Genomic DNA, 25,879 nt, shown 5'->3' with positions numbered 1-25,879 from the left:
CGACCGGCGAGCGACGCCGACCGCCGCGGCCGCGACCAGCGCGACCGCCGCGAGCGCGACCCCCGCGGCGTTGACCAGCGGGTTCGCGACCGTCGTCCGCGCGGTCTGGCCGCTCGCGTCGACCGCGACGGCCGCCGACGACGCGAACGGGAGCGTGGCCGCCAGCGTCCCGTCGACGCCGGTCGTCCCGACACGCTCGCCGCCGAGGCGGACCGGTGCGCCGGCGACCGACTCGTTGCCAAGCCGCGCCGTCACCTCGACCGGCGTGCCCGCGACCGGGAGCGGCCACAGCGACTCCGTCTCGACGCGCAACCGGTCGAGTTCGAGCGTCCGCTGGCCGGCGACCGGATCGCGGACGACCCGTAGCGTGACGTTGCCCGGCGAGTCGGGGAGCGCGACGGTCGCCCGGCCGTCGGCGTCGGTCCGCGCCACCCGCTCGCCGTCGAGCGTCACCGCCGCGTCGGGCACCGCGACGCCGTCGACCGTCGCCGTGACGAGCACGGTCGCGTTCGTCCGGGCGTCGCCCGAGACCGACAGCGTCGCGTTCGTCGCCACCGCGAACGACCGGGACGTGTTCGCGGCCTGCCGCTGTGACGCGCTCTCCGAGGCACCGTCCGACCTCTGCCCCGACGTGTCCGACCTCTGCCCCGACGTGTCCGACCTCTGCCCCGACGTGTCCGACCTCTGCCCCGACGTGTCCGACCTCTGCCCCGACGTGTCCGACCTCTGCCCCGACGCGTCGTCCGCGTTCGCGAGCGACACGGCGGCGGCTTTCCGGTCGTCGAACCACCCGCTCGCGGACGCAGAGGGCGCCGCCGGCTCGTCCAGCGCCGCGGACCCGCCGGCTCCGGCGCCCGTCCCCGTCGTCGTCCCGCCGGAGACGGTGACCGTCAGGTTCTCCGCGAACGGGACGCGGCCCGCGACCGTCCCGTCCCGGCCGGTCCAGCCGACCTGTCCCATGTTGAACGCGACCCAAGCGCCCTCGACCGGCTGGGCGCCCGCCTCGACCGTCACCTCGACGGTGGCCCCGGGTACGGCCGTGCGGTTGAGCGACACGTCGTACCCGCTCGTCGGCTCGCCGGGCTCGCTCCCCGGCGGCGTCTCGACCGGACCGCTGGGCGTCACCGGCGTCGACGGCGGCGGCGTCGCGTCGGGTCCCGGTTGCGTCCCGGGGTCGGTGGTCGTCCCCGACCCCGGTTCCGTGCCGTTCGTCCCGGACTCGGCCGAGAACGTCTCGCCGGGGCTGCCCTCCTCCTGTGGCGCGTACCGCCCCGGCGCGTCGCTGTCCTCGTAGGCCGCCTGCTCGGCGCGGAGCCGCTCGGCGCCCGGCGTCGGGTCGAACCGGACCCACCCCACGTCCGCGAAGTACACCTCGACCCACGCGTGGGCGTTCATCGCCCGCACCTGGAACGTGTTCGCGCCGACCTGCCGCCCCGTCGAGTAGCCGACGACGTACCGCGCGGGGATCTCCTGTGACCGCAGCATCGTCACCATCGCCGTCGCGAAGTACTCGCAGTAGCCCGCGTCCATCTGCGTGACGAACTCCCGCGCGACGTTGTCGCCCGACGGCCGCGAGACGTTCAGCGAGTACTCCTTGTTGGTCTCCAGCCACCGCTCGACCCGCGTCGCCGTCTCGTAGGGGTTCTCGGCCCCGTCGGTAATGTTGTTCGTGAACGGCCGCATCGACACCGCCGTGCTCGGCGGCAGCCGCGTGTAGCGCCGCTCGACGGCGTCGGGATAGTCCCGCCCCGTCGCCCGGAGGACTTCGGGGTCGCGCGGCGGCGTCCGGCTCACCCCGACGTAACTGGCACCTGCCGACAGCCGGTCGTCGGCCCGCGCCAGCCCGCCCTCCGTGAGCGAGACGCCCTCGGCGCGTTCGAGGTCGGTCGGCCGCCACACCGTCGGCGCCGCGCTGGCCGACTGGACGAGTTCGACCCGGTACCGCGTCTCTTCCCCCCGGACCGGCGCCGTCGCGTCGCTCGGCCCCGAGCGGGACCACCCGCTCCCCGTGTACGTGTCGTAGGCCCCCGTGCGCCAGTAGTTCGACTCCTGGCTCCGCACCCGGAAGTGGACCTCCGTGTCCTGCGAGCGGAACGGGCTCTCGCCGCGCTCCCCGACCGGTCCGCCCACGGACGTGCTGTTGCCGACGTTCAGCGCGCCGAAGCCGCTCCCGCCGGCCCCGGCCGCGCCGTTCCCCTCGTCGCCCGCCCGCTCCGCCGCGCCGGGCGGCAGGGGGATCAGCGACTCGGCGGGCGCGTCGCCGAGCCCGACCGACGCGGCCGCCGGGATCAGCGCCGTCGCGAGGACCGCCGCGACGACACAGGCTGCCGCCAGCGCCACGACCCCGTACTCGCGGGTCGGTGCCGCCTCGCCGAACTCGAAGCGCTCGTCGGCGTCGCTCATCGGTCAGTCCCGGCGGGGAGGGCGGGCGGAAACGGTCCACTCCGGGCGATGCATTCACCGTTGGGTAGGGGGCCAGCGACAAATACTTCGTGGTCACACGTTCGCCTCGGGCCGCCTCCGCCGGGTTCCCGCGACCGTCCCACGCACAAGGGCTATGTGTCCCGCCGAGAGAGGGGTGGCCATGATAGACGGCTCCACCTGCCCCGAGTGCAGCGGGCACGTCAGCACGACCGACGGCACGACCTACGTCTGCGACGACTGCGGCGCCGAGTTCGACTCCGCCGACCTCTTCCTGCCCTGACCGCGTCAGCGAACCGACCGGTCGGTCCGGCTTTCGAAATCCTTTTTTCTCCCCTCCCCGCACTCGGAGATACGCCCGACGGCGAGCCGCCTTAGCTCAGACTGGGAGAGCACTCGACTGAAGATCGAGCTGTCCCCGGTTCAAATCCGGGAGGCGGCATCCGCTTTTTTGACACCGAGCCGCGGGACCGCTGTTCCGTACCCGCTTGCCAGGGCGATAGACGCAACGCTCGTCCGGTTGCGTGACGTACGGAAAACGGAACCGCCGACTACGCGGTCGCTTCGAGGCAGGTCTCGTGGACGGTCTCGTCGTCCTCGTTGGGGACGCGGATCTGGCCGGCGACGATGGGTTCGCCGCAGGCCGCACAGCGGAGGGGGCCGTCCTCGGCGTCGCCGCCGGCGCTCGTCGCGTCGTCGCTCTCGCCGCCCTCGCCGATCTCGAACTCCTCGGCGAGGGGGTCGGTCACGCCGTCGGCGTCGCTCGTCGCGCTGTAGCCGAGCGCGACGGCGCCGAGGCCGGCGAGGGCGCCGCGGAGCCGCTTCCCCTTGCGGAGCGACCAGAGCGCGGCCGCTCCCAGGCCGGCGGCGAGGAGTGCGCGGGCGATACGGCCGTTGCCGTCGTCCGACTGCGTCGAGTCCATACGCGCCACAACGCGCTCCGTCCCCTTGTACCCGTCTGTCCAGGATCACGAGACGGATTGGTAGCACCCGGATGTCCGCTCGACCGTCTCCGGAAGTTCACAATCGAACATCCAATTTATGGGATCCCCGTCCGATATCGGGGTCGAGGCGATACCATGCACAAGCCACTGCTGGTGACGGACTTCCTCGACCGCGCGCGGCGCCACTACGGCGACGACGAGGCGGTCGTGGCGACGACCGGCGAACGGTACACCTACGAGGAACTGGGCGAGCGCGTCGACCGCTTCTCGGCGGCGCTGGCCGAGCGCGGCGTCGGGAAGGGCGACCGCGTCGCGGTGCTGGACCCCAACACCCACTACCACCTCGAAGCCGCCTACGGGACGATGCAACTGGGCGCGGTCCACACGCCGCTGAACTACCGGCTGACGCCCGACGACTTCGCGTACATCTTGGACGACGCCGAGGTCGACGCCATCTACGCCGACCGCGAGTACGCCGGGAAGATCGAACCGATCCGCGACGACGTGCCGACGGAGACGTTCGTGACGAACGGGGCAGACGCGGTCGACGGCGACTGGGAGGACTTCGACGCGCTCCTCGACGCCGTCGGTCCCGACCCCGGTGTCGACCGCCCGGAGATGGACGAGGACGACGTGATCACGATCAACTACACCTCGGGGACGACGGGCGACCCCAAGGGCGTGATGCGGACCCACCGCACCGAGACGCTGCACGCCTACCTTGTCTCGGTCCACCAGGAGATCCGCGACGACGACACGTACCTGTGGACGCTGCCGATGTTCCACGTCAACGGCTGGGGGCACATCTACGCGATCACGGGGCTGGGCGCGACGCACGTCTGCACCCGCGGGGTCGACGCCGAGCGGATCTTCGAGACCGTCGCCGCCGAGGACGTGTCCTACCTCTGCTGTGCCCCGACCGTCCTCAACCGGCTGATCGACTACTACGAGACGGAGGCGCCGGCGACGACGGGCGACGCGGAGGTGCGGGTCGCGACCGCCGGCAGCGCCCCGCCGGAGGCGACCATCCGCACCGTCGAGGAGGAGTTCGGCTGGTACCTCAAACACGTCTACGGCGCGACCGAGACCGGCCCCCTCATCACTACCTCCGACGCCCGCCGGCACTTCGACGACGACAGCGCCGACCGCTTCGCCCGCAAGAAGCGCCAGGGCATCGGCTACCTCGGCACCGAGGTCCGCGTCGTCGACGAGGACGGCGCGGACGTGCCCCGCGACGACGAGACCATCGGCGAGGTGGTCGTCCGCGGCAACCAGGTGATGGAGGGCTACTGGAACAAGCCGGAGGCCACGGAACAGGCCTTCTCCGAGCGGGCCGAGGGGTACTACCACACCGGCGACCTCGCGACCGTCGACGAGGACGGCGCGATCTCGATCCAGGACCGCAAGAAGGACATCATCGTCTCCGGCGGGGAGAACATCTCCTCCATCGAGCTGGAGGACGCGCTGTTCGAACACGAGGCCGTCTCGGACGTGGCCGTGATCCCGGCCCCGAGCGACGAGTGGGGCGAGAAGCCCAAGGCGTTCGTCGTCCCCGACGGCGAGCCCGACGACCCCGGCGCGCTCGAGGACGAACTCGCCTCGTTCACCCGCGACCGGCTGGCGAGCTACAAGGTCGTCCGCGCCGTCGAGTTCGTCGACGACCTCCCGACGACCGCGACCGGGAAGGTCCAGAAGTACGAACTGCGCGAACGGGAGTGGGACGACGAGGACCGGATGGTGGGCGAGGGATAGGCCGCGCTTACCGGAACGAGCGGTCCCGCGAGCGCGGACGGGACGGTCAGTGGGGTCGGGTACGGTCACGGTTCGACGGCGGTAAGCTACCGATACCGATCGTGCCCGTCCGCCGCGTTGAAACGGCCGAAATCGCCGGAAGTAAGCGGCCAATTGCTATCGGCCGTCCCCCCGAAGACCGGGCGACAATGGCCGCACAGCCGAACGTCGTCGTCGTCGTCGCCGACACCACGCGAGTCGACGACGCGTACGACTCGCAGGTCGCGCCGACTCTCGCAGAGCTCGCAACCTCGGGGACCCGCGCCACGCGGGCCGTCTCGGCGGCCCCGTGGACGCTCCCCTCCCACGCCTCGCTGCTGACCGGCGCCCCGCCCTCGGCACACGGCGCCCACGCCGACCACGAACGCCTGGACGACCGGCTCCCCGTCCTGTCCGAACCGTTCCGGGCGGCCGGCTACGAGACCGTCTGCGTCTCCAACAACACCTGGCTCAGCGCCGAGTCGGGCTTCGACCGGGGCTTCGACGAGTTCCGCCAGATGTGGCAGCTCGTCCAGTCCGACAACGCCCTCTCCGAGCTCGTCGACGAGACCGAACAGAGCCGCACCCGCCTCGTCGCGCGGAAGCTCTTCGACGGCAACCCGCTCGTCAACGCCGCCAACACGCTCTACCGGGGGTTCGTCCGCGACCGCGTCGACGACGGCGCCGAGCGGTCGACGGCGTGGATCGCCGACTGGCTGACCGGCCGGTCGAGCGACGACCCGTTCTTCCTGCTGGTCAACTACCTCGAACCGCACCTGGAGTACCGCCCGCCCCGTGAGACGACCGAACGGCACCTCCCGGAGGGCGCCACCTACGAGGAGGCGATGGACGTGCCCCAGGCGCCCTGGGAGTTCCTCGCCGGCGACCTGGACCTCTCGGAGCGGGACCTGGCCCTCCTCCGGGCGCTCTACCGGGGCGAGATCACATACTTCGACGAGCAGCTGGCCGCGCTCCGGACCGCGCTGAAGACTGCCGGCGAGTGGGAGGACACGGTGCTGGTCGTCACCGCCGACCACGGCGAGAACGTCGGCCACCACGGCCTGATGGACCACCAGTACTGCCTCTACGACACGCTCGTTCGCGTGCCGCTGGTCCTCCACGGCGGCGCGTTCACCGGCGGGTCGGACCTCGAGGAGCTCGTGAGCCTGGTGGACCTCCCGCCGACGCTGCTCGACGCCGCGGGCATCGAGGCCCCCGACGTTCGCGAGCGGTTCCACGGCACCTCCTTCCACCCCGACGCCGGGACCCCGTCACGTGAGTTCGTCGTCAGCGAGTACATCGCGCCTCAGCCGTCGATGGCCGCGCTCGAACGCAACCTCGGGAGAGTCCCCGACGACCTCCGGACGTACGACCGGTCGCTGCGGGCCATCAGGACCGACGAGTACAAGCTGGTCCGCGGCTCGGACAGCTCCGAGCGGCTGTACGACCTCGACGCCGACCCCGGCGAGACGACCGACGTGTCCGAGTCACACCCGGCGGTCGTCACCGACCTGGTCGACGCGCTCGACGACTGGCTGGACTCCGTCGACGCCGCCGGCGAGCGCGGGTCGGTCTCTATCGGCGCCGAGCGCGAGGCGCGGCTCGAACAGCTGGGGTATCTACAGTGAACCGCTCGGATCGGGCCAAGCGGACTGCGACCAACCCAAGCCGTATCCGTCGGGAGACGAAGGACGAAAGGACATGAGACTCTCGACGAAGATCCTCGTGGTCGGCGCGCTCGTGTTCGTCCTCCCCGTCCCCGGGACCTTCGTCCTGGGCGGGCTGGTCCTGCTGGCCGGCGTCGCGGCGCGGGTGTTCGACCTGTGAGCGCCGCCCTCGACCGGCGACCGCTTGACCGCAGTCGCCGCTACAGCGTGCCGTAGCGGTCCCACACCTCGTAGACGCTGTCGCCGTCGCGGATGTCCGAGCGGACGTTGTTCTCCTGTTCGAGTTCCTCCTCGCCCCGTTCGAGCACCTCGTCGACGATGTCGGGGTCGATGACGGCGATGGACTGGTAGTCCGCGAAGATCACGTCGCCCGGCGCGATGGTCACGTCGTGGACCTCGACGGGCACGTCCCATTCACGAAAACTGACGCGGCCGAACGACTCGATGGCGCTGTGGCCGTCCGACCAGACGGGGAACTCGTGGTCCTCGATCATCGTCGAGTCCCGCGTCGGGCCGTCGATGAGTGCGCCAGTCGCGCCGTTCTCCTGGACGATGGTCGAGAGGAGTTCGCCCCACAGCCCGACCTCGGTGTCCTTCGGCGCTGCCATGACGACGAAGTCGCCCTCGTCGGTCGCTTCGAGGTACTGGAAGAAGTCGATGTCCTCGGCGTCGCGGTCGTCCTCGACGGCCTCGTCTTCGCCGTCGTCGCCGTCCTCGGGGTCCCACTCACCCTCGGCGTAGCCGATATCGACGCGCTGTGCCGTGTGGGCGGTCCCGACGGTCGGCTCCTTCGACCAGACGGGGCGGATGCGGGTGCCGGGGATGACGTTGTCGTCGATCCCCATCTCGTCGGTGATGTCGTTGATCAGGGCGCTGTGGAGGTTCTCCAGACGGTCGCGCTTCTCGGGTGTGAGCGTCATTGACGTTCTCGTCACGGAGACTCGATGGGAGGCCAATAAGGGTGGACATAGCGGCAGGCTGGGCCGGGAGCCGGCACGGTGGGCGACCGGCCCCCGCAGCGCTACAGTTCGGCCAGCACTTCGTCGGCGAACTGGCCGAGGACCGCCCGCACGTCCCGGTCGGGGTCGGTCTGGCGGACGTTGACCATCACGTGGTCGACCCCCGCGTCCCGCAGGTCCCGGACGTGCTCGCGGAGCCAGTCCGTCCCGGCGGCGTACCCCTGGTGGATGCGCTCCGGGCCGGCTGCCGGGTCCTCGGCCAGCGCGACGTGCAGCACCTGCACGTAGGGCTTCTCGCCCGCCAGGTCGCGCCACTGCTCGACCTGCTCTGCCACGTCCTCGGCGGTCCGCTGGTAGTAGACCCACCCGTCGCCGCGCTCGCCGATCCAGTCGAGCGGCTGGTTCGCGTGGCCGGTCACCAGCAGCGGCAGCGTCTCGGTCGTCGGCTTCGGCAGGAGGTCCATCGACCCGTCGAGCGTCCCGAAGGGCGTCTCGATCTCGGGGTACTCCTCGGCCCAGACCGTCCGCAGCGTCCGGACGCTCTCCCGAAAGAGCTCGCCAGCGTCGTCCTCGTCGACGCCGAACGCGGGATATTCAGGTGGCCGGTCGCCGCTGGCGACCCCGAGGACGAGCCGCCCCTCGGACAGCCGGTCGACCGACGCCGCGGCCTTGGCGACGTGGAGCGGGTGGCGCAGCGGGAGGACGATGCTCCCGGTCGCCAGCGCCACGTCGTCGGTGTTCGCGGCGATATGCGAGAGGAAGACCCAGGGGTCGTAGACCTGGCCGGCGTCGTCGAACTTCGGCCAGAACAGCGGCACGTCGCGGAACCACAGGGCGTCGAAGCCCAGCCCCTCGGCGTGGGCTGCGAGATCGGTCTGCTCGCCCAGCGGCGGGATCGGCCCGTCGGCGGTCGTGATCGGGAAGAACAGCCCGACGGAGAAGTCGTCGTCGAACATCCGGCGGTACCCGCGGTTCGCGTGGTCGGTCATCGGCCGTCCGTTGGGCCGACCCCGTGGAGAACCTCCCGGTCTCGGCCCGCGAGCGGCGGCGCGACTACCCTGGCACTGCCGGCCGGGTACACTTCCTCCGCCCTCCCCGAACGCTCGCGTGTCCCGGTCCGAGAAGCAATCCGGTACCGAACCGCCGTCTCGTCACCGGTAGCGACCGTTCTCCTGTTCGCGCTCGTCGCGTCGCTCGCGTGGGCCGGGGTCGCCGCCGCCGGCCCCGCGAGTTCCGGCGGCGCGGCCGCGAACGGCGTCCAGCCGGACGCGAACAGCGTCGACTCGGACGCGGACACCGTGACTCCTCGGCCCGGCAACGGGAGCGACGCCGCCCCGTCGAACGGGACAGCGGCGGCCCGGCCGAACGAGTCCGAGGTTGTTGCCCTCGACGTGACGCGAGTCCGGACGTGTGGCGACCGCTGTCGCCGGGTGACGGCCAACGTCACGAACACCGGAACGGAGACGATCCGGAACGTCACCGCGGAGACGCGGATCTACGCCGGCGACGGCCGGATCTGGACCCGGGACCACCGCTTCGGGAACCGCTCGGCGAACGCGTCGGCCGAGCGGACCGCCAGGACCGAGCTGTCGCTGGGCGAGCGGTTCCGCGTCGTCCGCAACGACGGCCGGGTCCGCATCGAGACGACCGTCCGCTGGACGGGCGGGACGGCGACGTTCACCGAGCGGCGGCACGTGCTCGACTGAAGCGGTCGGCCCTTCCCCGCCGCGACCGTATCCACCGATCACCGGGAGTGCGCCGCGCCGTCAGGTGTCAGGCGCCGCGTCGAAGCCCTCGACCTCCTTGATGTCAGTGCCGCCGCAGTTCGGGCAGTCGGCCCGGGCGTCGTCGAACCGCTCGCCGCAGTCGGCGCACTCGTAGCGGACGCCCGGTTCGTTGTCCGGGACGAGCACGTCCCTGACCGTGTCGAAGATGCCCATGCGAGGGGGTTCGCCGCGGCCGTCCGAAACTCCCTCGCTTGCGAACGAAGGGTCGGGAAGGGGTCCGGGCCGCGCGTCGGCGGCGACGCCGGCGTCCCGAGCCTTACAGGCCGACGAGGTCGTCGAGTTCCACGTCCCTGACGCGGCCGCCGCAGGCCGAGCACTCGCTGACGTTCGTCGGCGCCGGGCCGCCCTCCATGTGTACTACGCCACAGTCCGTACACACTTCGAGTTCTGCTTCGAGCATACACCGGGTCGTCAGCCCGGCGACACATGGGTCTTGTGCCGGCCCGGGGTCGAACTCGGCGGAGTCGCGGGGGAAGAACGGTCAGGGGTCGAGCGAGCCGAGCCGCTCGGCCAGTTCCGCGGTGCGGTCGTCGTCGGCCAGCGCCGCGCGGACCGCCTCGGCGGGCGGCACCAGCCGGTAGTTCGGCCGGCCCTTGCCGGCGGGCGACGTGTCCTCCCGCGCGCCCTCGACGACGCCGTCTGCCTCGAGTTCGTTCAGCGTCCGGGCAACCTCCGCCTCGGTCACCGACCCGAGTACCTCGCCCGCGACCGCGTCCATCGCGTCGTTGCACGCCCGCCGGATCTCGCCGGCGTGGGCCGGCGTCTCGTCGCGGAAGGAGAGTTCGACCACGCCCGCCGCCACGACCCGGGAGGCCAGCGACTCGGTTCCGAGTTCGGCTCGTTCGCTCATGCCCGTCCGTTCGGACGGCCCTGTCATAACGATTGTGCGGGTTCCGCCGCCCGTCCGATCCGTCGCAGCGGCTGGCGCGTCCTCGTGACACTGCCCGATCAGGTCGTCGTGGTCGTGTTGCGCTGGGGGATCTTCGGGATCAGCCACGAGAGGAACGCGTCGGGGCTGCGGGTCTGGGTCCAGACGGTCCCCTCGCCGGAGAACTCGCAGACCAGCCCCTCCCCGCTGAACAGCGTCGACTTCAGCCCGCCGACCTTCCGCACGTCGAACGATAGCGACTCCTCGAAGGCGACGATGTGGCCCGTGTCGACGACGAACGACTCGTCGCTCGTCACCTCGTGTTCGTCGATGGCGCCGTAGCTCGACAGGAACACGGGCCCGCTCCCCGACAGCCTGAGCAGGAACAGCCCCTCGCCGCCGAAGAAGGTCTTCGCGCCGCCGAACTCGGTGTCGACCTCGACCGTCGGGTCCGAGGCCAGGAACGACGACGACTGGACGTACAGCGTCTCGTCGCCGAGCTCGTGGTGCTGCACGTCGCCCGACAGGGCCGGCGCCAGCTGGATCTGCCCGCCGTCGGGCGCCGAGAAGGTGTTCATGAAGAACGATTCGCCGCCGAACAGCGACCGCGAGATGGACTTGAAGAGGCCGCCCTCGGCACTGGTCGCCACCTCGACCGACGGCGACTTGCTCACCATCGCGCCCGCCTCCGACCGGACGGACTCGCCGGGCCCGAGGTCGAGGGTCAGCTGCGCGTACGACGGCCTGTGGGAGATCTCGTGCTCCATACCGGTCTGTTGGCTCGCCGATACGATATCCCTGTCGCCGGGCAGGCACGTGTCGACGGCCGCGTGCGTCCCGGAAGAGGCCGGGGGCGCCGCCGGTGGGCCTCACTCGCTCACGAGCGGGCTGTCGGCCCGGTACGCGATGGCCATCGGGAGCCCCTCGGCGTCGGTCGGCGGGTCCGCGGGGAGCCTCCGGAGTTCGCCCGCGCCGGGGGCGGCGGTGTAGGCCAGCGCGACCCCGTCGAGCACGTCGGCGACGGCGACCTCGTGGCCCTCCGTGGCCTCGGCGGCGGCCTGGACGACCGGCGGCGCGTCGCGGTCGTGGTGGGCGAGCGTCCGCATCCGCTCGGCGTACCCGCCCGCGTAGGCCTTGTCGTGTTCCAGCGGTTCGCCCGCGAACGCGCGGAAGCAGACCTCGGGGTGGCTCTCCGCGAACGCCGCCTTCGCCTCGGGGACGTTCTGCAGGAGCTCGTCGACGGCGGCGATGGCGTCGCTCATCGCGAACGCCCGCTCGGAAATGCCCCGGCCCGCTTTGCGCTCGTTGACGCGCTGGGCGGCGGGGTAGCGGCGCTTGCGCGTCGCCTCCCGCACCGGCGGCGTGACGACCGCGTCGCTCATCGGCCCCAGCACGCGCCGCGCGAGGTCGTCACAGCGGCGTCCCTCCTCGCCCTCCTCGACGAGCCCGACCGGCACGTCCACGAGCACGCGCTCGGCGGCCTCCTCGTAGCGGACCCACAGGTCGCCGACCTCCGCGAAGACGGCGGCGTGGTCGAACCCCTCGCGGTCGAACGCCACCGCGAACCACGACCCCTCGGACCAGGCCGCGCCGACGTACAGCGGTTCCCCGGCGTCGCTCATTACCAGTTACTCCGCCCCGCTCGGTAAAAACCCCTCGCCCGCTTGCGGTCCGCCCGCCACCACGACTTTCAGGCGGCCGAGAATCCCCGTTCCCGGTTCCGTGCCGGGTCGTGGTAACGGTTCTCTCGGAATCCTTATACATCCCCCGCGTCTGTGTTTAGTCGCAATGGCATCCGGTAAGGTTGATTTCTTCAACGACACGGGCGGTTACGGTTTCATCGAGACTGAGGACGCTGACGACGACGTTTTCTTCCACATGGAGGACGTGGGCGGTCCGGACCTCGAAGAGGGACAGGAAGTGGAGTTCGACATCGAGCAGGCCGACAAGGGCCCGCGAGCGACCAACCTGGAGCGCCTCTAATGGCGTCCGGCAAAGTCGACTTCTTCAACGACACGGGCGGCTACGGCTTCATCGAGACTGAGGACGCGGACGACGACGTGTTCTTCCACATGGAAGACGTCGGTGGCCCGGACCTCGAAGAGGGCCAGGACGTGGAGTTCGACATCGAGCAGGCCGACAAGGGCCCGCGCGCGTCGAACCTCACCCGACAGTAAGTCGCAGTAACTCGGGTCAGTCCTGCTGACTCCGAATTTTCACAATTTCTCACCGGCGAGCGACGGCGCTGTCGCTCCCCAGGCATCACACGACGGCCAGCGACGGCGTCGGAAAACGGGGAGTCGCTACTGCGGGTCGATGTCGTTCAGCTTCGCCATATCCTCGTCGGTTAGTTCGACCTGCGAGGCGGCGACGTTCGATTCGAGGTGGTCGACGCTGGAGGTGCCGGGGATGGGCAGGGTCACGTCGGAGTGTTCGAGCAGCCACGCGAGCGCGACCTGCCGGCGGCTGGCGTCGTGGGCCTCGCCGACCTCGTCGAGGACGCCTGCGACGCCCTCGTCGTCGACCGTGTAGAGCGGCCCCCACGGAATGAAGCCCACGTCGTACTCCTCGCAGGCGGCCAGCACGTCCTCGTCGTCGCGGTAGGCGACGTTGTACTGGTTCTGGACCGTCGCGATGTCGACGATGTCGCGGGCCAGATCCAGCTGCTCGACGGTGACGTTCGAGAGGCCGACGTGGTCGACCTGGCCGGCGTCTTTCATCTCGGCGAAGGCGTGGACGGAGTCCTCGAAGTCCGTGTCGGGGTCCGGCCGGTGGAACTGGTACAGGTCGATGCTGTCGACGCCCAGCCGGTCGAGGCTGCAGAGCACCTGATTGTGGAGGAACTGCGGGTCGCCGTGTGTCGGCCACTCGCCGTCGCGGTGGCGCAGGAGGCCGGCCTTCGACGCGACCACGGGCTCGGCGTCCACCTCGGCCAGCGCCTCCCGGAGGATCCGCTCGCTGACGCCCGGGCCGTACGAGTCCGCGGTGTCGATGAAGTCGACACCCAGTTCGACCGCGCGGTGGACGACGCCGCGTGCGGTCTCCTCGTCGTCGGGGCGGCCGATGATGTCCTCCCCCGTCAGTCGCATCGCGCCGAAGCCCAGCCGGTGGACCGTCAGCTCCCCGCCGATGTCGAACGTGTCGCTCTCGTTGTGTACGTCGTCAGCCATAGCACACCTCCCTCAGGGTTCCACTCACTAAGCCGTGGGGAAGCCGGAAGGTCGGGTGGGGTTCGGGCCCGCTCACTCCAGTCGCTCGCGCGCGACGAAGACGGTCTTCAGCTTCCGCCCGCAGTCCGGACAGCACAGCGCCTGCCACTTCGTCGGGTCGAGGTCGGCGATGGTCTCGCTGCGGATGGCCGCCTCCCGGGGGACCGACCGCTCGCAGGTCTCGCAGTAGAGGTCGTCGTCGCTCATGCGCGCGGCTACGGGCGGTGCGCGCAAAATCACTCCGGATCGCCCGGCGGCGTCGGGAAAATGGGGGAGAGTCCCGGGCGGGGTCAGCCGCGTCGGGGTGGCGTCACTTCAGGTCGAAGCGGTCGGGGCGACTACTCCAGGTCGAAGCGGTCGGCCCGCATGACCGTGCTCCAGGCGTCGACGAAGTCGGAGACGAGTTCCTCCTCGCCGTCCTCGGAGCCGTACACCTCCGCGATGGCGCGCAGGCGGGAGTTCGACCCGAAGACGAGGTCGAAGCGGGTCCCCTTCCACTCCAGCTCGCCCGTGTCGCGGTCGTAGCCCTCGTAGACCTGGTCGGCGCCGTCGGCGGGCTCCCACTCGTAGCCCATGTCGAGCAGGTTGACGAAGAAGTCGTTGGTCAGCGTGCCCGGCCGGTCGGTGAACACGCCCAGGTCGGAGTCCTGGTAGGTCGCGCCCAGCGCGCGCATTCCGCCGACCAGCGCCGTCATCTCCTCGGCGCTCAGGTCGAGCAGGTCCGCCCTGTCGACCAGCAGTTCCTCGGCCGGCCGCTCGACGTCGTCCGCGACGTAGTTGCGGAACCCGTCGGCCTTCGGCTTGAGCGCCTCGAAGGAGTCCTCGTCGGTCTGTTCGGCCGTCGCGTCCACGCGGCCGGGCTCGAACGGCACCGTCACGTCGTAGCCGGCGTCGGCGGCGGCCTCCTCGACGGCCGCGTTCCCGCCCAGCACGATGAGGTCCGCGAGCGAGACGCGCGTGTCGTCGTCTCGGTCGTTGAACTCGGCCTGGATCGACTCGTAGGTCGAAAGCGCCGTCTCGAGCTGGGCCGGCTCGTTGACCTCCCAGCTACGCTGGGGTTCGAGGCGGACCCGCGCGCCGTTGGCGCCGCCGCGTTTGTCGCTGTCGCGGTAGGTCGACGCCGAGGCCCACGCGGTCTTGACCAGCTGTGACCGCGAGAGGTCGCTGTCGAGGATCTGCGCCTTGAGGTCGGCGGCCTGCTCGTCGTCGACCAGGTCGTACTCCCGGTCGGGCAGCGGGTCCTGCCAGATCATCGTCTCGTCGGGCACCTCCGGGCCGAGCAGGCGCTCGGGCGGCCCCATGTCACGGTGGGTCAGCTTGTACCAGGCCTTCGCGAAGGCCATCCCGAACTCCATCGGGCTCTCCTGGAACTCCTCCATGATCTCGCGGTAGTCGGGGTCGCGCTTCAGCGCGATGTCCGTCGTGAGCATCATGGGGGTGACCTCCTCGTCGGGGTCCGAGGCGTCCGGCGCCGACTCGACGTCCTCGCCCTCTTTGGGCGTCCACTGCCAGGCGCCGCCGGGACCCTTCTCGGGTTCCCACTCGTAGTCGAGGAGGTTGTCGACGTAACCCATGTCCCACCAGGTCGGGTCCTGGGTCCACGGGCCCTCGATACCGCTCGTGATCATCTCGCCGCCCTTCGTGCCGTCGGTCTGCCAGCCGAGGCCCATGTTCTCGATGGGCGCCGCCTCCGGCTCCGGTCCGTGGTTCTCCTCGGGGTCGTCGGCGCCGTGGACCTTCCCGAAGGTGTGGCCGCCGGCGATCAGCGCCGCCGTCTGCCTGTCGTCCATCGCCATCCGGGAGAACGTCTGGCGGATGTTCTTCGCGGAGGCCATCGGGTCGGGCTGGCCCTTCGGGCCCTCGGGGTTCACGTAGATGAGCCCCATGACGGAGGCGCCGAGCCCCTCCTGGATCTCGCCGGGCTCCTCGAAGCGGTCGTCGGCCTCCCACTCCTGTTCGGGGCCCCAGTCGACGGACTCGTCCGGTTCGAAGTCGTCCTCGCGGCCGCCGCCGAAGCCGAACGTCTTGAACCCCATCGACTCGATGGCGACGTTGCCCGCCAGGATGATCAGGTCGGCCCACGAGAGGTTGCGGCCGTACTTCTGCTTGACCGGCTGGAGCAGTCGCCGCGCCTTGTCGAGGTTCGCGTTGTCGGGCCAGCTGTTGACCGGGGCGAACCGCTGCTGTCCCCCGGCCGCGCCGCCGCGACCGTCGTACGCGCGGTACGTGCCGGCGCTGTGCCACGCCATGCGGATCATGAACGGTCCGTAGTGGCCGTAGTCGGCCGGCCACCAGTCCTGGGAGGTCGTGATGACCTCCTCGATGTCGGATTTGACCTCGTCGAGGTCGAGTTCCTGGAACGCCTCCGCGTAGTCGAAGTCGTCGTCGTAGGGTCCGGGGTCGCGCGCGTTCTGGTCGAGGGCACTCAGGTCCAGCGAGTTCGGCCACCAGTCACGGTTCTTCTTCCGTGTCTGTGGCTTGGGCTCGTTCTTGCTCATTAGTCATCTCTCTAGCGGGGCTGTTGCTGCATAAGGTTACCTTTGGATAGGAACAACCCGGTAAGGTCCCCCTGAGTCGGTCCACCGAGGCGGTCGCCCCGTCGCGACGCCGGACGGTCGGATCCCGCGACCCCGCGACGACGGCAGCCCTACCGCCGGATCGGCGAGGCGACGGACGAGGGGATTTAATGGACTCCTCCCGTATCGGCCGGTATGCTCGCGTTTCACGTCGCCTTCCTCGCCCTGCTGGTCGGAACGGAGGCGTTTTTCACCTGGCTCGCGGCGCTGAACGTCCGCCACGGCGCCGCGGCGATCTCCCGGGAGGCCGAGTGGTTCGACGACCGCCTCGACGTCGACGACACCGACGAACTGCTCGGCTACCAGCGCGCGACGACCGGGGCCGCCCAGCTGGAGTCGTGGGTCGGTCTCGGGCTGGTCCTGCTGGTGCTGTACTCCGGGCTGCTGGCCGACGCCGTCGCCGCCGTCGAGTCGCTCGGCTTCAGTACTGTTCCCTCCGGCGTCGTCTTCTTCCTCGGCGCCGTGGTCGTCCTCCAGGTCTCCTCGCTGCCCTTCGACTGCTTCGACACCTTCGTCGTCGAGGAGATCTTCGGGTTCAACGAGGCGTCGCCGACACTCTGGGTCCGCGACAAGCTCGTCGGCCTCGCGGTCGCGCTCGCCTTCACCGCCGTCATCGGGGCGGCGGTCATGTGGGTCGTCGCGGCGTTCCCGGGGCTGTGGTGGATCGGCGCCTGGGCGCTGTTCGTGGCCTTCTCGCTGGCGATGATGGTGATCTACCCGCGGGTGATCGCGCCGCTGTTCAACGACTTCGAGCCCGTCGAGGAGGGGGAGCTCCACGACGCCGTCACCGAGGTGTTCGACCGCGCGGGCTTCGAGTGCTCGCAGATCTACGTGATGGACGCCAGCCGACGCAGCGGCCACTCCAACGCCTACTTCGTCGGCTTCGGCGCGACCAAGCGCGTCGTCCTGTTCGACACGCTGGTCGAGCAGATGGAGACCGAGGAACTCCAGGGCGTGCTCGCCCACGAGCTCGCCCACTGGAAGAAGGCCCACATCTGGAAGCGCGTCGGCGCCTCGGCGGTGCAGATGGGGATCGTCCTGTTCGTCGCCTACCAGCTCGTGACCGGCCCCTGGCTCTACGAGATGTTCGGGCTGGCGACGGGTGCCGGCAAGCCGCTCTACGCCGGCCTGCTGCTGGCCGGGCTCGTGCTCCAGCCGCTCACGCGGCTCACCAGCCCCATCGAGAACAGGCTCTCGCTGGCCCACGAGCGGGAGGCCGACGCCTTCGCAGTCGAGGTGATGGGCGACGGCGAGCCGATGGTCGACGCGCTCACTCGCCTCGCCAGCGAGAACCTCTCGAACCCCTTCCCCCATCCCCTCTACGAGACGTTCCACTACACCCACCCGCCGATCCCCGAGCGGGTCCGGGAGATCCGTCGGCGGGCCGGAGGGTCCGCTGCGGGTGACGGCGACGCTCCCGACGCGTCGACGGGATAGACCCCGGTCAACCCCTCGATTTTCGGACGCGTGACGATCCGGGTGACGCCCGCAGGTGCAAGCCGCGGCCATACCCCCCTGGCGGGGCAAGAGCGGGTAGCTGATATGGCGAGGACACACCTGCGTGCGGACCGCGTCGAGGCCGACCTCGACCGACTCCTGGCGGCGACCGGCGACGACCTCGTCGTCGCCTCGAACCGACAGCCGTACAGACACGACTACGAGGGCGGCGAGGTGACGGTCGACCGCCCGGCCGGGGGGCTGACCGCCGGCCTCGACGAGGTCATGCGGCGGGTCGACGGCACCTGGATCGCCTGGGGGGACGGCGAGGCCGACGCGGCCGTCGTCGACGGCGACGACACCGTGACCGTGCCGCCCGGCAGCGACACCGACACGTACACGCTCCGCCGGCTGTGGCTCGACGACGACGAGGTCGAGGGCTACTACTACGGGATGGCCAATCGGGTGCTGTGGCCGCTGTGTCACGCCGCGCTGGGCACCGTCGAGAGCTGCGGCGACGCCTGGGGGGACTACCGCCGGGTCAACGACCAGTTCGCCGACGCGATGGCCGACGCCGCCGCCGACGGCGACCCCCTCGTCTGGCTCCACGACTACCACCTCGCGCTCGCGCCCCGGCAGGTCCGCGAGCGGACCGGGAGCGGGGGCGACGGCGACGACATCGCCCGTGACGGGACCGGCCGCGACGCGGGCCCCACGCTCGCCCACACCTGGCACATCCCGTGGCCCAGCTGGGACACGTTCCGGGCCTGCCCAAACTGCGAGGCCATCCTCGACGGCCTGCTCGGCAACGACCTGCTCGTCTTCCACGTCTCCCGGTACTGCGAGAACTTCCTGCGGAGCGCCGGTCGGGGACTCGACGGGACAGCCGTCGATTTCGACGCCGGCACCGTCGACTACCGCGGCCGGACGACCGCCGTCAGGGCCGCGCCGATGGGCGTCCCCGTCGACCGCATCCGCGAGCAGGCCGACAGCACGGAAGCCACGGGGTTCCGCGCCGCCTTCCGGAAGAACAGGGGCATCGACCGCGACACCCGCCTCGGTGTCGGCGTCGACCGCCTCGACTACACCAAGGGGATCGTCGAGCGCCTCGACGCCATCGAGCGCCTGTTCGCGGAACAGCCCGACTACCGCGGGGAGTTCACCTTCGTCCAGGTCGGCACCGAGAGCCGGTCGGCCATCCCGGCCTACGCGGACTACCAGGACCGCGTCGAGGCGGCCGTCGAGCGGGTCAACGACCGCTTCGCGACCGACGACTGGCGGCCCATCGTCTACACGACGGAGATGATCTCCAACGAGGGGCTCGCCGGACTCTACCGCGAGGCCGACCTGGCGGTCGTCAGCCCCGTCCGCGACGGGATGAACCTCGTCGCCCAGGAGTACGTCGCCGCGGGGAGCGACGATCCGGGCGTGCTCGTCCTCAGCGACCAGGCCGGCGTCCACGACGAACTCGGCGAGTGGGCCGTCTCCGTGCGCCCGCACGACACCGAGGGGTTCGCCGCCGCGCTCGACGACGCCCTCTCGATGCCCGACCGCCAGCGGCGCCGCCGCGCGAACGCCCTGGCCGACGGCGTCGAGGACGGGGACCTCGACTCGTGGCTCCGCGACGTGCTCGGGGCGGTCGCCCGCGTCGCGCGACCCGACGGAGGTATTCCGACCCGTGCAGACCACTGACGCCACGCCGCTGTGGCTCGCCCGCGGGACCGTCGCCGACCGACTCGCCGCCGCCCCCGGGGTCGTCTGCTGCCTCGACTTCGACGGGGTACTCGCCCCCATCGTCGACGACCCCGACGCCGCCCGGATGGCTCCGAAGCTGGCCGAGCGCGTCCGCGCCCTCCGCGAGTGCGAGTCCGTCCGCGTCGCGGTCGTCAGCGGCCGCGAACTCGCCGACCTGCGCGACCGCGTCGGGATCGACGGGATCGCCTACGCCGGCAACCACGGTCTCGAACGCCGGGTCGACGGCGAGCGGTCGGTCGCGCCCGACGCCCGCCGGAGCGCCGACGCCGTCGCGCGGGTCTGCGAGCGTCTCTGCGACCGCCTCGCGCACGTCCCCGGCGTCGGGATCGAGGACAAGGACCTCACTGCGACGGTCCACGTCCGGGACGTGCCCGACGACCGGATCCCCGAGGTGGAGCGCACGGTCAGAACGACTGTCGAGGAGGCGATGGCCGCCGGCGGCCCCGCCTTCGAGATCCGCGACGGGAAGGCCATCCGCGAGATCCGCCCCGCGGTCGACTGGGACAAGGGTCGGGCCGTCCGACAGCTGGCCGAGGCGGCGCCCGACGGCTGGCTCCCCCTCTACGTCGGCGACGACGTGACCGACGAGGACGCCTTCCGGGCGCTGGACGGCGACCGCGGGTCCCTCGACGGGGTCGGGGTCCTCGTGGGCGAGCGCGAGACCGCCGCGGACTTTCGGCTCGGGTCACAGCGCGACGTGGGCGAGTTGCTGGACCTGGTCGCCGAGGCGCAGTGCGAGTGAGTCGAGAGAGCTACTGGAGCTTGTTCCGGCGGTCTTTTATCTGCCGCAAAGTCCTGGACGGGGGGTCGCCACTACGCACCGAGATACACAGTCGTATCGTAAACTTCGAGCGTTGATAGCTGCTCCTCGATTCTGCCGTCGTTAGAGTAGATATCCGAATCGAAGGAGACGAAAACGAGTGGGGAGGTCGACGTTTCGTTCGTGTACCAGAACGCGTCCAGGAGAATATTTCGGTCGTAATCGTCCAGGAACGCATCCAGATGTTGGTACTCCAATTCGTACTCGGACAGTCCGAGATACCCCTCGGGAGCATCGGTGATGTTCGATACGTTCACCCGGGACGCAGCACCGGTCTCGATGTCTTCGATCAGGTCCAGAGCATCGTCGAAATCATCTCGTATGTCCTCGTACAACATACGGAGATTTGATTCCGAATCCGCGTCGGTCAGTCCGAGGAATCCGGAGTCGTAGTACTCGATATATCGCTTGATCGGGTCCAACTTGTCCCACCTGTCGAGGAACTCGCGGTCGACGAATTTTAGAACGTCGTCGATCGTGTCGAAGTATCCCGGATCGAAGTCCTCGTGGATCTTTTCCGCGACTTCTCGGATTCGTTTCCGCTGCTTTTCGACGACTCGTCTCGCCTCCTCGAACACTCTTGCGCTGGTCACGAGAGACTGGCTAGACCCCCTATCGGCCAGATACTCGCTGACGGGGACCGAGAGGTCGTCCCACTCCAACGTCTTTGCGAGGATCACGTTCGTCTCGACGAAATCGGTATCGGCAGCAGGTCGTTCCGCAGACATTAGTCGGTGTCTTCGAGCAGTGAGGAGGCGACGCGACCCCAGGCAGAATCTACACCAACGGGATCCGAACCCGTGTCTCTGTTTGGTTCGGCAATGTCCTTTTGTTTCATCTCGTTTTCAAACCGGCGGAGCTGAAGGTCGAAGTCCTCCAGCCCTTCGCGGAACTTCCGTTCCCAATCCGGTCTGTTATCCTCGTAGGAGTCGTCGTGATAGTGGACGCGCAGATTTCTCGCGAAGACCTCCCAGGCCAGATCTGCTAATTCGACGAAGTCCTCCGCCAGCGGCTTCTCCGACTCGTCGACGGAATCTAGATACGTCTCGGAGAGCGACACGAACCGCGAGAACGCCCGTCGACACTCTTCGAAGCCGGGGTCGGACGGGAACTTGCCTTCGGCCCGTGCGAGCCTGAAGGCTATCTCACTCGGCGGTTCCGTCAAAGGTGTCGGATTCCTCGCAAACCGAGTGATAGAAGGCTGCACCTCGAACTTGTAGTAGGTCTGGAATTCGAACGGCGCGTGGGTGCTGTACACCTGATCTTCCAGCCGCTCGGAGAGACTGTCGTCCGATTCGTAGTACTCCTCAAGGACGGTCGAGATAGTCGACTCGGCAGCACGGAGGTCTGCGTCGTATTCCACTTCAGGGGCATCCTGCTCTCCCTGAACGTAGCTCTGACCGACGCCACCGGCAGCACCTCGGGAGTACGTCGCTGTCCCGGCGATCACTCCTTTTTCTTTGGCATCGAAGAGAGCGTGGGAGACAGCCTTGCTCATCGGGCCGTGAACGTACCAGTAAACGGGTAGCAGGTCGACGATCCGGTTATCGTCGTCCAGTTTCTCTCTGGTGAGAAAGAATATTTTCTGCACGTCAATATAAGATAGCTTCTCACCCTCCTCTATCTCATCAAACAGGTACTCGAGGAGATGAGTTAGGGGTTCGATTTCGTACTTGCTCATAATCGCCTTCCTATAGGCCGTCTTAGGTGCTTCGCGAATAAGTGCTTTGGTGAACCCTGGAGGGACCAGCGATACACGTGAGTTACTCGGTTTTAGCCCCTTCGACTCGTCTGAGCGGGATTCCGACCGGAGGGTCTGAACGGGTTCGTGCAATCCGCGGTCGCAGCAGAATCCGTGGTCACGAGCCAGTAGTCACGGTCGGATAGGAAACTCCACCTAGCTGCCAAGAGTAATGTGGAGCCGTCACGAACACGGTACCCGATGCGCGAGTTGCTCGCGGACGTACTGGCGCCGACGCGGTACAACGTGGCCGCGGCCGTCAGCGCCGTCGCCCTGCTCGTCGTCGCCTACGTCCTCGTCCCCCACCCCTACGTCCAGTACGGCGCCTGGCTGGTCATCTTCACTGTCTGGATGGTGTGGTTCGTCTACCTCGGCGTCGACCACGTCTACGGGATCGACGCCGACTCCTGATACCGGCGCGCGCCGGTCGGGCACCGCCGGCCTGTCAGTGCCGAGCATAGTGATAGACCGCGCCCCAGACGAACGACAGGGCGAGCACGACGACGAGCGACCCCGACAGCGGTCGCGGGAGCGCGACGCCGGTGGCCGCGACGAGCAGCGCCGACACCGTCTCGCCCACCGACGCCAGCGGCGGGAGCGTCTCAGTGACGTACTCCGAGAGGACGGACCCCGCCAGCAGGCTCGCGAACGCGGCGAACGCGTGGGACGCGCCGGTCTTCGCCGGCACCTCACTCACCCCGTCCGACCCGGGGGCCGGTCGCCGACTCGCGACTGCCGACCCCGACCGCGGCCACGGACCGTTCCACGAATGCGAACACGGACTGTTCCATGTTAGGGACTTCACTCTCGACGACACAATTCAAGCTTTGGGTCGAGACGCCGGCTTCCGGGCGGCCGCGGACCGGGGACGGATCGGCGGCACGGTGCGCCGACCGCCGCTTTCCGTCAGTCGTCGTCCGCGGGCTGTTCGCCGCTCTCGCTCTCCTCGCCAGCCTCGACCCGCGGCCCGCCGGCGTGGCCCTCGTGGGCGATAGCCGTCGCCAGGAGTTCCTCGGAAACCGCGGGCACGTCGCCCGAGGAGACCGGGCCGAGGTCGTCGATGGCTTCGGTCGACCGGGGGAACGCGCGTTCGTCCATGTGGATGGCGATACCGGCCTTGGCGCCCTGGCCCATCGCGACTGGGATCTGGTTGTGGCCGGGGGTCACGTCGCCGACCGCGTAGACGCCGTCGACGCTGGTGCGGCCGTGGTCGTCGACGGCGACGGTACCGTCGTCGTTGATCTCGCAGCCCAGCGACTCGTGGAGGTCGGTGTTGTACTCCGAGCCGAGCATCGGGAAGCCGCCGCGGTACTCCCGGACGGTCCCGTCCGCGAACTCGAACGATTCGAGCCAGCCGTCGTCGTCGCGATTGGAAGCGGTGATCTCCGCCTCGACCACGTCGACGGGATGGTTCTCCAGCATGGTCGCGGTGTCGTCGCTCCACTCGGGGTCGTCGCCCCGCAGCAGCACGTCCACGTCGTCGGTGAAATTCAGCATGATCATCGCGACGTAGGCGGCCGAGTCGCCGGTGCCCATCACGTAGACGGGCTCGTCGACGAACATGTAGGCGTCGCAGTGCAGGCAGTAGTGGAGCCCGCGGCCCGTCGGCGGCAGGGGCGGGTCCGGCCGCACGTCCGAGAAGCCCGTCGCCAGGACGACGTTGCTAGCGGTGTACTCCCCGTCCTCGCCCTCGAGAGCGAACGACCCGTCGTCGACCCGCTCAGCGGCCTCGACGAAGTCCCGGTGGACGTCGGCGCCGTAGGATTCGACCTGCTCCTTGGCGGTCTCGAGGAACTCGACGCCGCTGGTCTCCTCGGTGACGCCGATGACGTTGTGGGTGTCCTGCATCATCGCGGCGCGGCCGCCGCCGCGGTCGACCAGGGCGGTGTCCAGCCCCAGCCGCGTCGCGTAGAGCGCGGCCGTCAGCCCCGCGGGGCCGCCGCCGACCACGACCACGTCGTACTCGCTGTCGCTCATGTACCCGCCGCTAGCGAACGAGCCCGTTTAAACCCCGCTATCCCGGCGATCGCGCACACTCGCCGGAGCGGCGGCGCGTAGCAGTCGTCGACGAGTGACCGTGGGCGTCACCCCTCGCAGGGGCCGGTCCGGCGGAGGACGACGGTGTACTGGTCGACACCCATGTCCTGTGGGTCGCCGTACTGCATCGTCCGCGGGCGGATGCCGACCCGGAGGAGCCGCTGGGACATCGGCGCGCGCCCCTTCCCGTCGAGGAACCGCGGCTCCCGGCCGTACTCGCCGGCGATCTCGTAGGGGTAGGTGTCCTCGGCGAGGAGGGTCCGGACGTGGTCCGCCACCGCGTCGTTCGAGAGGCTCTCCGCGCGCTTGCCCCAGCTGTCGGGCGCGAGATAGAGGATCGACTTGTGGTAGTTGAGGACGACGAAGGCGGGACAGCGGAACTGGAAGGTCTCGGGGCTGACGCCGAAGCGGGCCTCGACGCGGTCGCTGTGGGGGACGGCGGCGTCCTGGGGGTCGTAGGTGTAGGTCTCGATGGTGTCGTCGGGGCCGGCCTCGCTCCGCAGGTAGTCGACGGCCTGGTCGCGGGGCTGTGAGGCGTAGGCGAGCGTCCCGGCGCCGGCGTAGACCGCGCTGGTGACGAGCAGGAGGGCGACGACCGCCCGGCCGACGGCGGGGCGGCGGTCGCGCAGGCGACCGAGCCCGACCGCGAGGACGACGACCAGCAGCGCGACCACCGGCAGGAGGTGATGGGTGCGGACGTAGCGCCACGAGGAGTACACCGCCAGGTAGACGCCGGCGCCGACCAGCGCCAGCCGCAGCCCGTCGGCGGTCAGCGAGTCCTCCCGGGCCCGGGCCAGGGCCGCGAGCGCGCCGCCGGCGAGGCCCACGGCCAGCGGGAGGCCGACGGCGTGGAGGTAGCTGCGGAGGATCCACCACCAGCTCGGCTGGACCAGCCAGCCGTGGGGCTCGGACTTCGCGCCGAACGAGCGGGCGAGCCGGGCGCCGAACTCCGCGGGCGCGCCGAAGACGACGCTCGGGTAGCCCGCGGCGATGGTCCCGATCCCGATCAGCATCCCTGTCGCGAGGAACTTCGGCCGGACGGCGCCGCCGACGAGTCCGTCCTCGGAGCGGCGGGCCCGCTGGAGGTGCGCGACGCCGAGCAGGATCGCGCTCACGCCGCCGGAGAGCTTGAACGCGATGGAGACGCCGCCGGCCAGCGCCCCCCAGTAGAACACCCGGTCGACGCCCGTCTCGACGTAGCGGACCGCGTAGTACAGCGACAGCAGCAGGAAAAAGAGGGAGGGGATGTCCTCGCCGGCCTCGTGGGCGAGGATGAGGACGGCCCAGGTGACCGTCAGCAGGGCGGCGGCCAGCCGGCCGGTCGCGCGGTCCCGGAGCGTCGTCCCGATGCGGTAGACGACGTAGACGCAGCCGACGGCCATCGCGACGTTGGCCAGCCGGGCGAGCAGGACGCTCCAGGTCCAGATCCACGCGGGCGTCCGCAGCCAGTGGGTCCAGTAGCCCACGTCGAGGTGGCGACCCATGTCCGCGAACGCCGGCAGCGCGTCCGTCGCGAGGGCGACGACCAGCACCGGGATCAGCGCGAGCGCCGAGAGGTACATCGCCGAGCCGTAGGTCCGCCAGTAGCCGACGCCCTCGGAGACCGACCCGAGTCGCGGGTCGTCGAGGACGGTCGCCAGCACCTCGACGGGGTCGACCACGCGCCAGCGCTCGTCCCGCGTCGCGAAGTTCGGCAGCCGGTGCCAGATCCAGAACGACGACAGCAGGAGGGCGGCCAGCAGGATGTAGGGGAGGTACGGGTCGGCGCGCAGGTCGTCGACGACCTGGCGCTTCGCCCGCCGGAGCGGTTCGAGGACCATTCGTTCGTCCCGATTCGACCGGGCCGAGGGGTAAAAACGACCCGCCTTCGCTCCGGTAGTCGGCGGCT

General features: G+C 69.9%; 28 protein-coding genes and 1 tRNA gene. 11 read left to right on the top strand and 18 right to left on the bottom strand.

Annotation, left to right across the window (positions count from 1 at the left end):
• The coding region (locus tag ACMGFG_RS17310) for a transglutaminase TgpA family protein (protein ID WP_436931571.1) at positions 1 to 2,403 on the bottom strand (2,403 nt) is incomplete at its 3' end.
• Positions 2,404 to 2,789: 386 nt separating this feature from the next.
• Here ACMGFG_RS17310 and ACMGFG_RS17305 point away from each other — a divergent pair.
• Positions 2,790 to 2,863 (top strand) — tRNA-Phe (locus ACMGFG_RS17305).
• Positions 2,864 to 2,972: 109 nt separating this feature from the next.
• On the opposite strand, the gene ACMGFG_RS17300 is transcribed toward ACMGFG_RS17305, so the two are convergent.
• Positions 2,973 to 3,344, bottom strand: coding sequence for a YgaP family membrane protein (locus ACMGFG_RS17300; RefSeq protein WP_436931570.1), 372 nt, complete (start codon positions 3,342 to 3,344; stop codon positions 2,973 to 2,975).
• 156 nt (positions 3,345 to 3,500) lie between these two features.
• Here ACMGFG_RS17300 and ACMGFG_RS17295 point away from each other — a divergent pair, with 156 nt between their 5' ends.
• The 3 genes from ACMGFG_RS17295 (at position 3,501) to ACMGFG_RS17285 (ending at position 6,962) form a co-directional block, all read left to right on the top strand.
• On the top strand, positions 3,501 to 5,117 hold the full coding sequence (locus ACMGFG_RS17295) for a long-chain-fatty-acid--CoA ligase (protein WP_436931569.1): 1,617 nt from the start codon (positions 3,501 to 3,503) through the stop codon (positions 5,115 to 5,117).
• A 188-nt stretch (positions 5,118 to 5,305) separates the two neighbouring features.
• Entirely contained in the window at positions 5,306 to 6,763 is a 1,458-nt protein-coding gene (locus ACMGFG_RS17290; protein WP_436931568.1) for a sulfatase family protein, read from the top strand.
• Between the two features lie 73 nt (positions 6,764 to 6,836).
• Positions 6,837 to 6,962: a hypothetical protein gene (locus tag ACMGFG_RS17285; protein WP_436931567.1), complete on the top strand. Its 126-nt coding sequence runs from the start codon at positions 6,837 to 6,839 to the stop codon at positions 6,960 to 6,962.
• Between the two features lie 40 nt (positions 6,963 to 7,002).
• Here ACMGFG_RS17285 and ACMGFG_RS17280 read toward each other — a convergent pair whose 3' ends face one another.
• From ACMGFG_RS17280 to ACMGFG_RS17270, 3 genes are all read right to left on the bottom strand, one after another.
• Positions 7,003 to 7,722: an RraA family protein gene (locus ACMGFG_RS17280; protein WP_436931566.1), complete on the bottom strand. Its 720-nt coding sequence runs from the start codon at positions 7,720 to 7,722 to the stop codon at positions 7,003 to 7,005.
• A gap of 101 nt (positions 7,723 to 7,823) precedes the next feature.
• The gene (locus ACMGFG_RS17275) at positions 7,824 to 8,750 is read right to left on the bottom strand and encodes an LLM class oxidoreductase (protein ID WP_436931565.1); all 927 of its coding nucleotides are present in this window, start codon (positions 8,748 to 8,750) and stop codon (positions 7,824 to 7,826) included.
• Positions 8,747 to 9,058 (bottom strand): hypothetical protein, encoded by a 312-nt coding sequence (locus tag ACMGFG_RS17270; protein ID WP_436931564.1) that lies wholly within the window; start codon positions 9,056 to 9,058, stop codon positions 8,747 to 8,749. Before ACMGFG_RS17270 ends, ACMGFG_RS17275 begins: the two co-directional genes overlap by 4 nt.
• A 1-nt stretch (position 9,059) precedes the next feature.
• On the opposite strand from ACMGFG_RS17270, the gene ACMGFG_RS17265 reads away from it, so the two are divergent.
• Positions 9,060 to 9,467 (top strand): hypothetical protein, encoded by a 408-nt coding sequence (locus tag ACMGFG_RS17265; protein ID WP_436931563.1) that lies wholly within the window; start codon positions 9,060 to 9,062, stop codon positions 9,465 to 9,467.
• A gap of 60 nt (positions 9,468 to 9,527) precedes the next feature.
• Here the strand turns inward: ACMGFG_RS17265 and ACMGFG_RS17260 are convergent, their stop codons facing one another.
• The 5 genes from ACMGFG_RS17260 to ACMGFG_RS17240 form a co-directional block, all read right to left on the bottom strand.
• Positions 9,528 to 9,701: a DUF7129 domain-containing putative zinc-binding protein gene (locus ACMGFG_RS17260; protein WP_436906727.1), complete on the bottom strand. Its 174-nt coding sequence runs from the start codon at positions 9,699 to 9,701 to the stop codon at positions 9,528 to 9,530.
• Between the two features lie 103 nt (positions 9,702 to 9,804).
• Entirely contained in the window at positions 9,805 to 9,948 is a 144-nt protein-coding gene (locus ACMGFG_RS17255) for a hypothetical protein (RefSeq protein ID WP_167837420.1), read from the bottom strand.
• An 81-nt stretch (positions 9,949 to 10,029) separates the two neighbouring features.
• Positions 10,030 to 10,398 carry a Cdc6/Cdc18 family protein gene (locus ACMGFG_RS17250; RefSeq protein ID WP_436931562.1) on the bottom strand — a complete coding sequence of 123 codons (369 nt, stop codon included), beginning with the start codon at positions 10,396 to 10,398 and terminating at the stop codon, positions 10,030 to 10,032.
• Between the two features lie 98 nt (positions 10,399 to 10,496).
• Complete coding sequence (locus tag ACMGFG_RS17245; protein WP_436931561.1) at positions 10,497 to 11,183, bottom strand: TIGR00266 family protein; 687 nt, start codon at positions 11,181 to 11,183, stop codon at positions 10,497 to 10,499.
• Between the two features lie 102 nt (positions 11,184 to 11,285).
• A complete protein-coding gene (locus ACMGFG_RS17240) occupies positions 11,286 to 12,038 on the bottom strand; it encodes a DUF429 domain-containing protein (protein WP_436931560.1) in 753 nt (250 codons plus the stop codon).
• Positions 12,039 to 12,204: 166 nt separating this feature from the next.
• Between ACMGFG_RS17240 and ACMGFG_RS17235 the strand changes: the two genes are divergently transcribed.
• Complete coding sequence (locus tag ACMGFG_RS17235) at positions 12,205 to 12,399, top strand: cold-shock protein (RefSeq protein WP_006883278.1); 195 nt, start codon at positions 12,205 to 12,207, stop codon at positions 12,397 to 12,399.
• Complete coding sequence (locus tag ACMGFG_RS17230) at positions 12,399 to 12,593, top strand: cold-shock protein (RefSeq protein WP_436931559.1); 195 nt, start codon at positions 12,399 to 12,401, stop codon at positions 12,591 to 12,593. Before ACMGFG_RS17235 ends, ACMGFG_RS17230 begins: the two co-directional genes overlap by 1 nt.
• A 126-nt stretch (positions 12,594 to 12,719) precedes the next feature.
• On the opposite strand, the gene ACMGFG_RS17225 is transcribed toward ACMGFG_RS17230, so the two are convergent.
• From ACMGFG_RS17225 to katG, 3 genes are all read right to left on the bottom strand, one after another.
• The gene (locus tag ACMGFG_RS17225; protein WP_436931558.1) at positions 12,720 to 13,586 is read right to left on the bottom strand and encodes an aldo/keto reductase; all 867 of its coding nucleotides are present in this window, start codon (positions 13,584 to 13,586) and stop codon (positions 12,720 to 12,722) included.
• A 72-nt stretch (positions 13,587 to 13,658) separates the two neighbouring features.
• The gene (locus ACMGFG_RS17220; protein WP_436931557.1) at positions 13,659 to 13,832 is read right to left on the bottom strand and encodes a hypothetical protein; all 174 of its coding nucleotides are present in this window, start codon (positions 13,830 to 13,832) and stop codon (positions 13,659 to 13,661) included.
• 131 nt (positions 13,833 to 13,963) lie between these two features.
• Positions 13,964 to 16,123 (bottom strand): catalase/peroxidase HPI, encoded by a 2,160-nt coding sequence (gene katG, locus ACMGFG_RS17215; protein ID WP_436931556.1) that lies wholly within the window; start codon positions 16,121 to 16,123, stop codon positions 13,964 to 13,966.
• A gap of 213 nt (positions 16,124 to 16,336) precedes the next feature.
• Here katG and ACMGFG_RS17210 point away from each other — a divergent pair, with 213 nt between their 5' ends.
• The 3 genes from ACMGFG_RS17210 to otsB all read left to right on the top strand — a co-directional run bounded on the left by ACMGFG_RS17210 (position 16,337) and on the right by otsB (position 20,135).
• Complete coding sequence (locus ACMGFG_RS17210) at positions 16,337 to 17,638, top strand: M48 family metallopeptidase (RefSeq protein ID WP_436931555.1); 1,302 nt, start codon at positions 16,337 to 16,339, stop codon at positions 17,636 to 17,638.
• Positions 17,639 to 17,743: 105 nt separating this feature from the next.
• A complete protein-coding gene (locus ACMGFG_RS17205) occupies positions 17,744 to 19,330 on the top strand; it encodes an alpha,alpha-trehalose-phosphate synthase (UDP-forming) (RefSeq protein ID WP_436931554.1) in 1,587 nt (528 codons plus the stop codon).
• On the top strand, positions 19,317 to 20,135 hold the full coding sequence (gene otsB / locus ACMGFG_RS17200; protein WP_436931553.1) for a trehalose-phosphatase: 819 nt from the start codon (positions 19,317 to 19,319) through the stop codon (positions 20,133 to 20,135). Before ACMGFG_RS17205 ends, otsB begins: the two co-directional genes overlap by 14 nt.
• Before the next feature lie 71 nt (positions 20,136 to 20,206).
• Here otsB and ACMGFG_RS17195 read toward each other — a convergent pair whose 3' ends face one another.
• On the bottom strand, positions 20,207 to 20,941 hold the full coding sequence (locus ACMGFG_RS17195) for a hypothetical protein (protein WP_436931552.1): 735 nt from the start codon (positions 20,939 to 20,941) through the stop codon (positions 20,207 to 20,209).
• Positions 20,941 to 21,894, bottom strand: a complete 954-nt coding sequence (locus tag ACMGFG_RS17190; protein WP_436931551.1) for a hypothetical protein — start codon at positions 21,892 to 21,894, stop codon at positions 20,941 to 20,943. Before ACMGFG_RS17190 ends, ACMGFG_RS17195 begins: the two co-directional genes overlap by 1 nt.
• Before the next feature lie 261 nt (positions 21,895 to 22,155).
• Here ACMGFG_RS17190 and ACMGFG_RS17185 point away from each other — a divergent pair, with 261 nt between their 5' ends.
• A complete protein-coding gene (locus tag ACMGFG_RS17185) occupies positions 22,156 to 22,365 on the top strand; it encodes a hypothetical protein (protein ID WP_436931550.1) in 210 nt (69 codons plus the stop codon).
• A gap of 34 nt (positions 22,366 to 22,399) precedes the next feature.
• Here ACMGFG_RS17185 and ACMGFG_RS17180 read toward each other — a convergent pair whose 3' ends face one another.
• The 3 genes from ACMGFG_RS17180 to ACMGFG_RS17170 form a co-directional block, all read right to left on the bottom strand.
• On the bottom strand, positions 22,400 to 22,651 hold the full coding sequence (locus tag ACMGFG_RS17180; RefSeq protein WP_436931549.1) for a hypothetical protein: 252 nt from the start codon (positions 22,649 to 22,651) through the stop codon (positions 22,400 to 22,402).
• A 209-nt stretch (positions 22,652 to 22,860) separates the two neighbouring features.
• The gene (locus tag ACMGFG_RS17175; protein ID WP_436931548.1) at positions 22,861 to 23,931 is read right to left on the bottom strand and encodes an NAD(P)/FAD-dependent oxidoreductase; all 1,071 of its coding nucleotides are present in this window, start codon (positions 23,929 to 23,931) and stop codon (positions 22,861 to 22,863) included.
• 107 nt (positions 23,932 to 24,038) lie between these two features.
• Positions 24,039 to 25,811, bottom strand: a complete 1,773-nt coding sequence (locus tag ACMGFG_RS17170) for a glycosyltransferase family 39 protein (RefSeq protein WP_436931547.1) — start codon at positions 25,809 to 25,811, stop codon at positions 24,039 to 24,041.
• Positions 25,812 to 25,879: the final 68 nt, after the last annotated feature.

It is taken from the genome of Halosimplex halobium, from assembly GCF_051414055.1.
In the GTDB taxonomy this organism is placed as follows: Archaea; Halobacteriota; Halobacteria; order Halobacteriales; family Haloarculaceae; genus Halosimplex; species Halosimplex halobium.
This window is presented reverse-complemented; position numbering and strand designations above follow the sequence as displayed.

Excerpts from the sequence above, each read along its gene's own strand:
- ACMGFG_RS17300 (WP_436931570.1), bottom strand. The coding sequence starts at position 3,344 with ATGGACTCGACGCAGTCGGACGACGGCAACGGCCGTATCGCCCGCGCA.
- ACMGFG_RS17295 (WP_436931569.1), top strand. The coding sequence starts at position 3,501 with ATGCACAAGCCACTGCTGGTGACGGACTTCCTCGACCGCGCGCGGCGC.
- ACMGFG_RS17290 (WP_436931568.1), top strand. The coding sequence starts at position 5,306 with ATGGCCGCACAGCCGAACGTCGTCGTCGTCGTCGCCGACACCACGCGA.
- ACMGFG_RS17285 (WP_436931567.1), top strand. The coding sequence starts at position 6,837 with ATGAGACTCTCGACGAAGATCCTCGTGGTCGGCGCGCTCGTGTTCGTC.
- ACMGFG_RS17280 (WP_436931566.1), bottom strand. The coding sequence starts at position 7,722 with ATGACGCTCACACCCGAGAAGCGCGACCGTCTGGAGAACCTCCACAGC.
- ACMGFG_RS17275 (WP_436931565.1), bottom strand. The coding sequence starts at position 8,750 with ATGACCGACCACGCGAACCGCGGGTACCGCCGGATGTTCGACGACGAC.
- ACMGFG_RS17260 (WP_436906727.1), bottom strand. The coding sequence starts at position 9,701 with ATGGGCATCTTCGACACGGTCAGGGACGTGCTCGTCCCGGACAACGAA.
- ACMGFG_RS17255 (WP_167837420.1), bottom strand. The coding sequence starts at position 9,948 with ATGCTCGAAGCAGAACTCGAAGTGTGTACGGACTGTGGCGTAGTACAC.
- ACMGFG_RS17250 (WP_436931562.1), bottom strand. The coding sequence starts at position 10,398 with ATGAGCGAACGAGCCGAACTCGGAACCGAGTCGCTGGCCTCCCGGGTC.
- ACMGFG_RS17245 (WP_436931561.1), bottom strand. The coding sequence starts at position 11,183 with ATGGAGCACGAGATCTCCCACAGGCCGTCGTACGCGCAGCTGACCCTC.
- ACMGFG_RS17240 (WP_436931560.1), bottom strand. The coding sequence starts at position 12,038 with ATGAGCGACGCCGGGGAACCGCTGTACGTCGGCGCGGCCTGGTCCGAG.
- ACMGFG_RS17235 (WP_006883278.1), top strand. The coding sequence starts at position 12,205 with ATGGCATCCGGTAAGGTTGATTTCTTCAACGACACGGGCGGTTACGGT.
- ACMGFG_RS17230 (WP_436931559.1), top strand. The coding sequence starts at position 12,399 with ATGGCGTCCGGCAAAGTCGACTTCTTCAACGACACGGGCGGCTACGGC.
- ACMGFG_RS17225 (WP_436931558.1), bottom strand. The coding sequence starts at position 13,586 with ATGGCTGACGACGTACACAACGAGAGCGACACGTTCGACATCGGCGGG.
- ACMGFG_RS17220 (WP_436931557.1), bottom strand. The coding sequence starts at position 13,832 with ATGAGCGACGACGACCTCTACTGCGAGACCTGCGAGCGGTCGGTCCCC.
- katG (WP_436931556.1), bottom strand. The coding sequence starts at position 16,123 with ATGAGCAAGAACGAGCCCAAGCCACAGACACGGAAGAAGAACCGTGAC.
- ACMGFG_RS17210 (WP_436931555.1), top strand. The coding sequence starts at position 16,337 with ATGCTCGCGTTTCACGTCGCCTTCCTCGCCCTGCTGGTCGGAACGGAG.
- ACMGFG_RS17205 (WP_436931554.1), top strand. The coding sequence starts at position 17,744 with ATGGCGAGGACACACCTGCGTGCGGACCGCGTCGAGGCCGACCTCGAC.
- ACMGFG_RS17195 (WP_436931552.1), bottom strand. The coding sequence starts at position 20,941 with ATGTCTGCGGAACGACCTGCTGCCGATACCGATTTCGTCGAGACGAAC.
- ACMGFG_RS17190 (WP_436931551.1), bottom strand. The coding sequence starts at position 21,894 with ATGAGCAAGTACGAAATCGAACCCCTAACTCATCTCCTCGAGTACCTG.
- ACMGFG_RS17185 (WP_436931550.1), top strand. The coding sequence starts at position 22,156 with ATGCGCGAGTTGCTCGCGGACGTACTGGCGCCGACGCGGTACAACGTG.
- ACMGFG_RS17175 (WP_436931548.1), bottom strand. The coding sequence starts at position 23,931 with ATGAGCGACAGCGAGTACGACGTGGTCGTGGTCGGCGGCGGCCCCGCG.
- ACMGFG_RS17170 (WP_436931547.1), bottom strand. The coding sequence starts at position 25,811 with ATGGTCCTCGAACCGCTCCGGCGGGCGAAGCGCCAGGTCGTCGACGAC.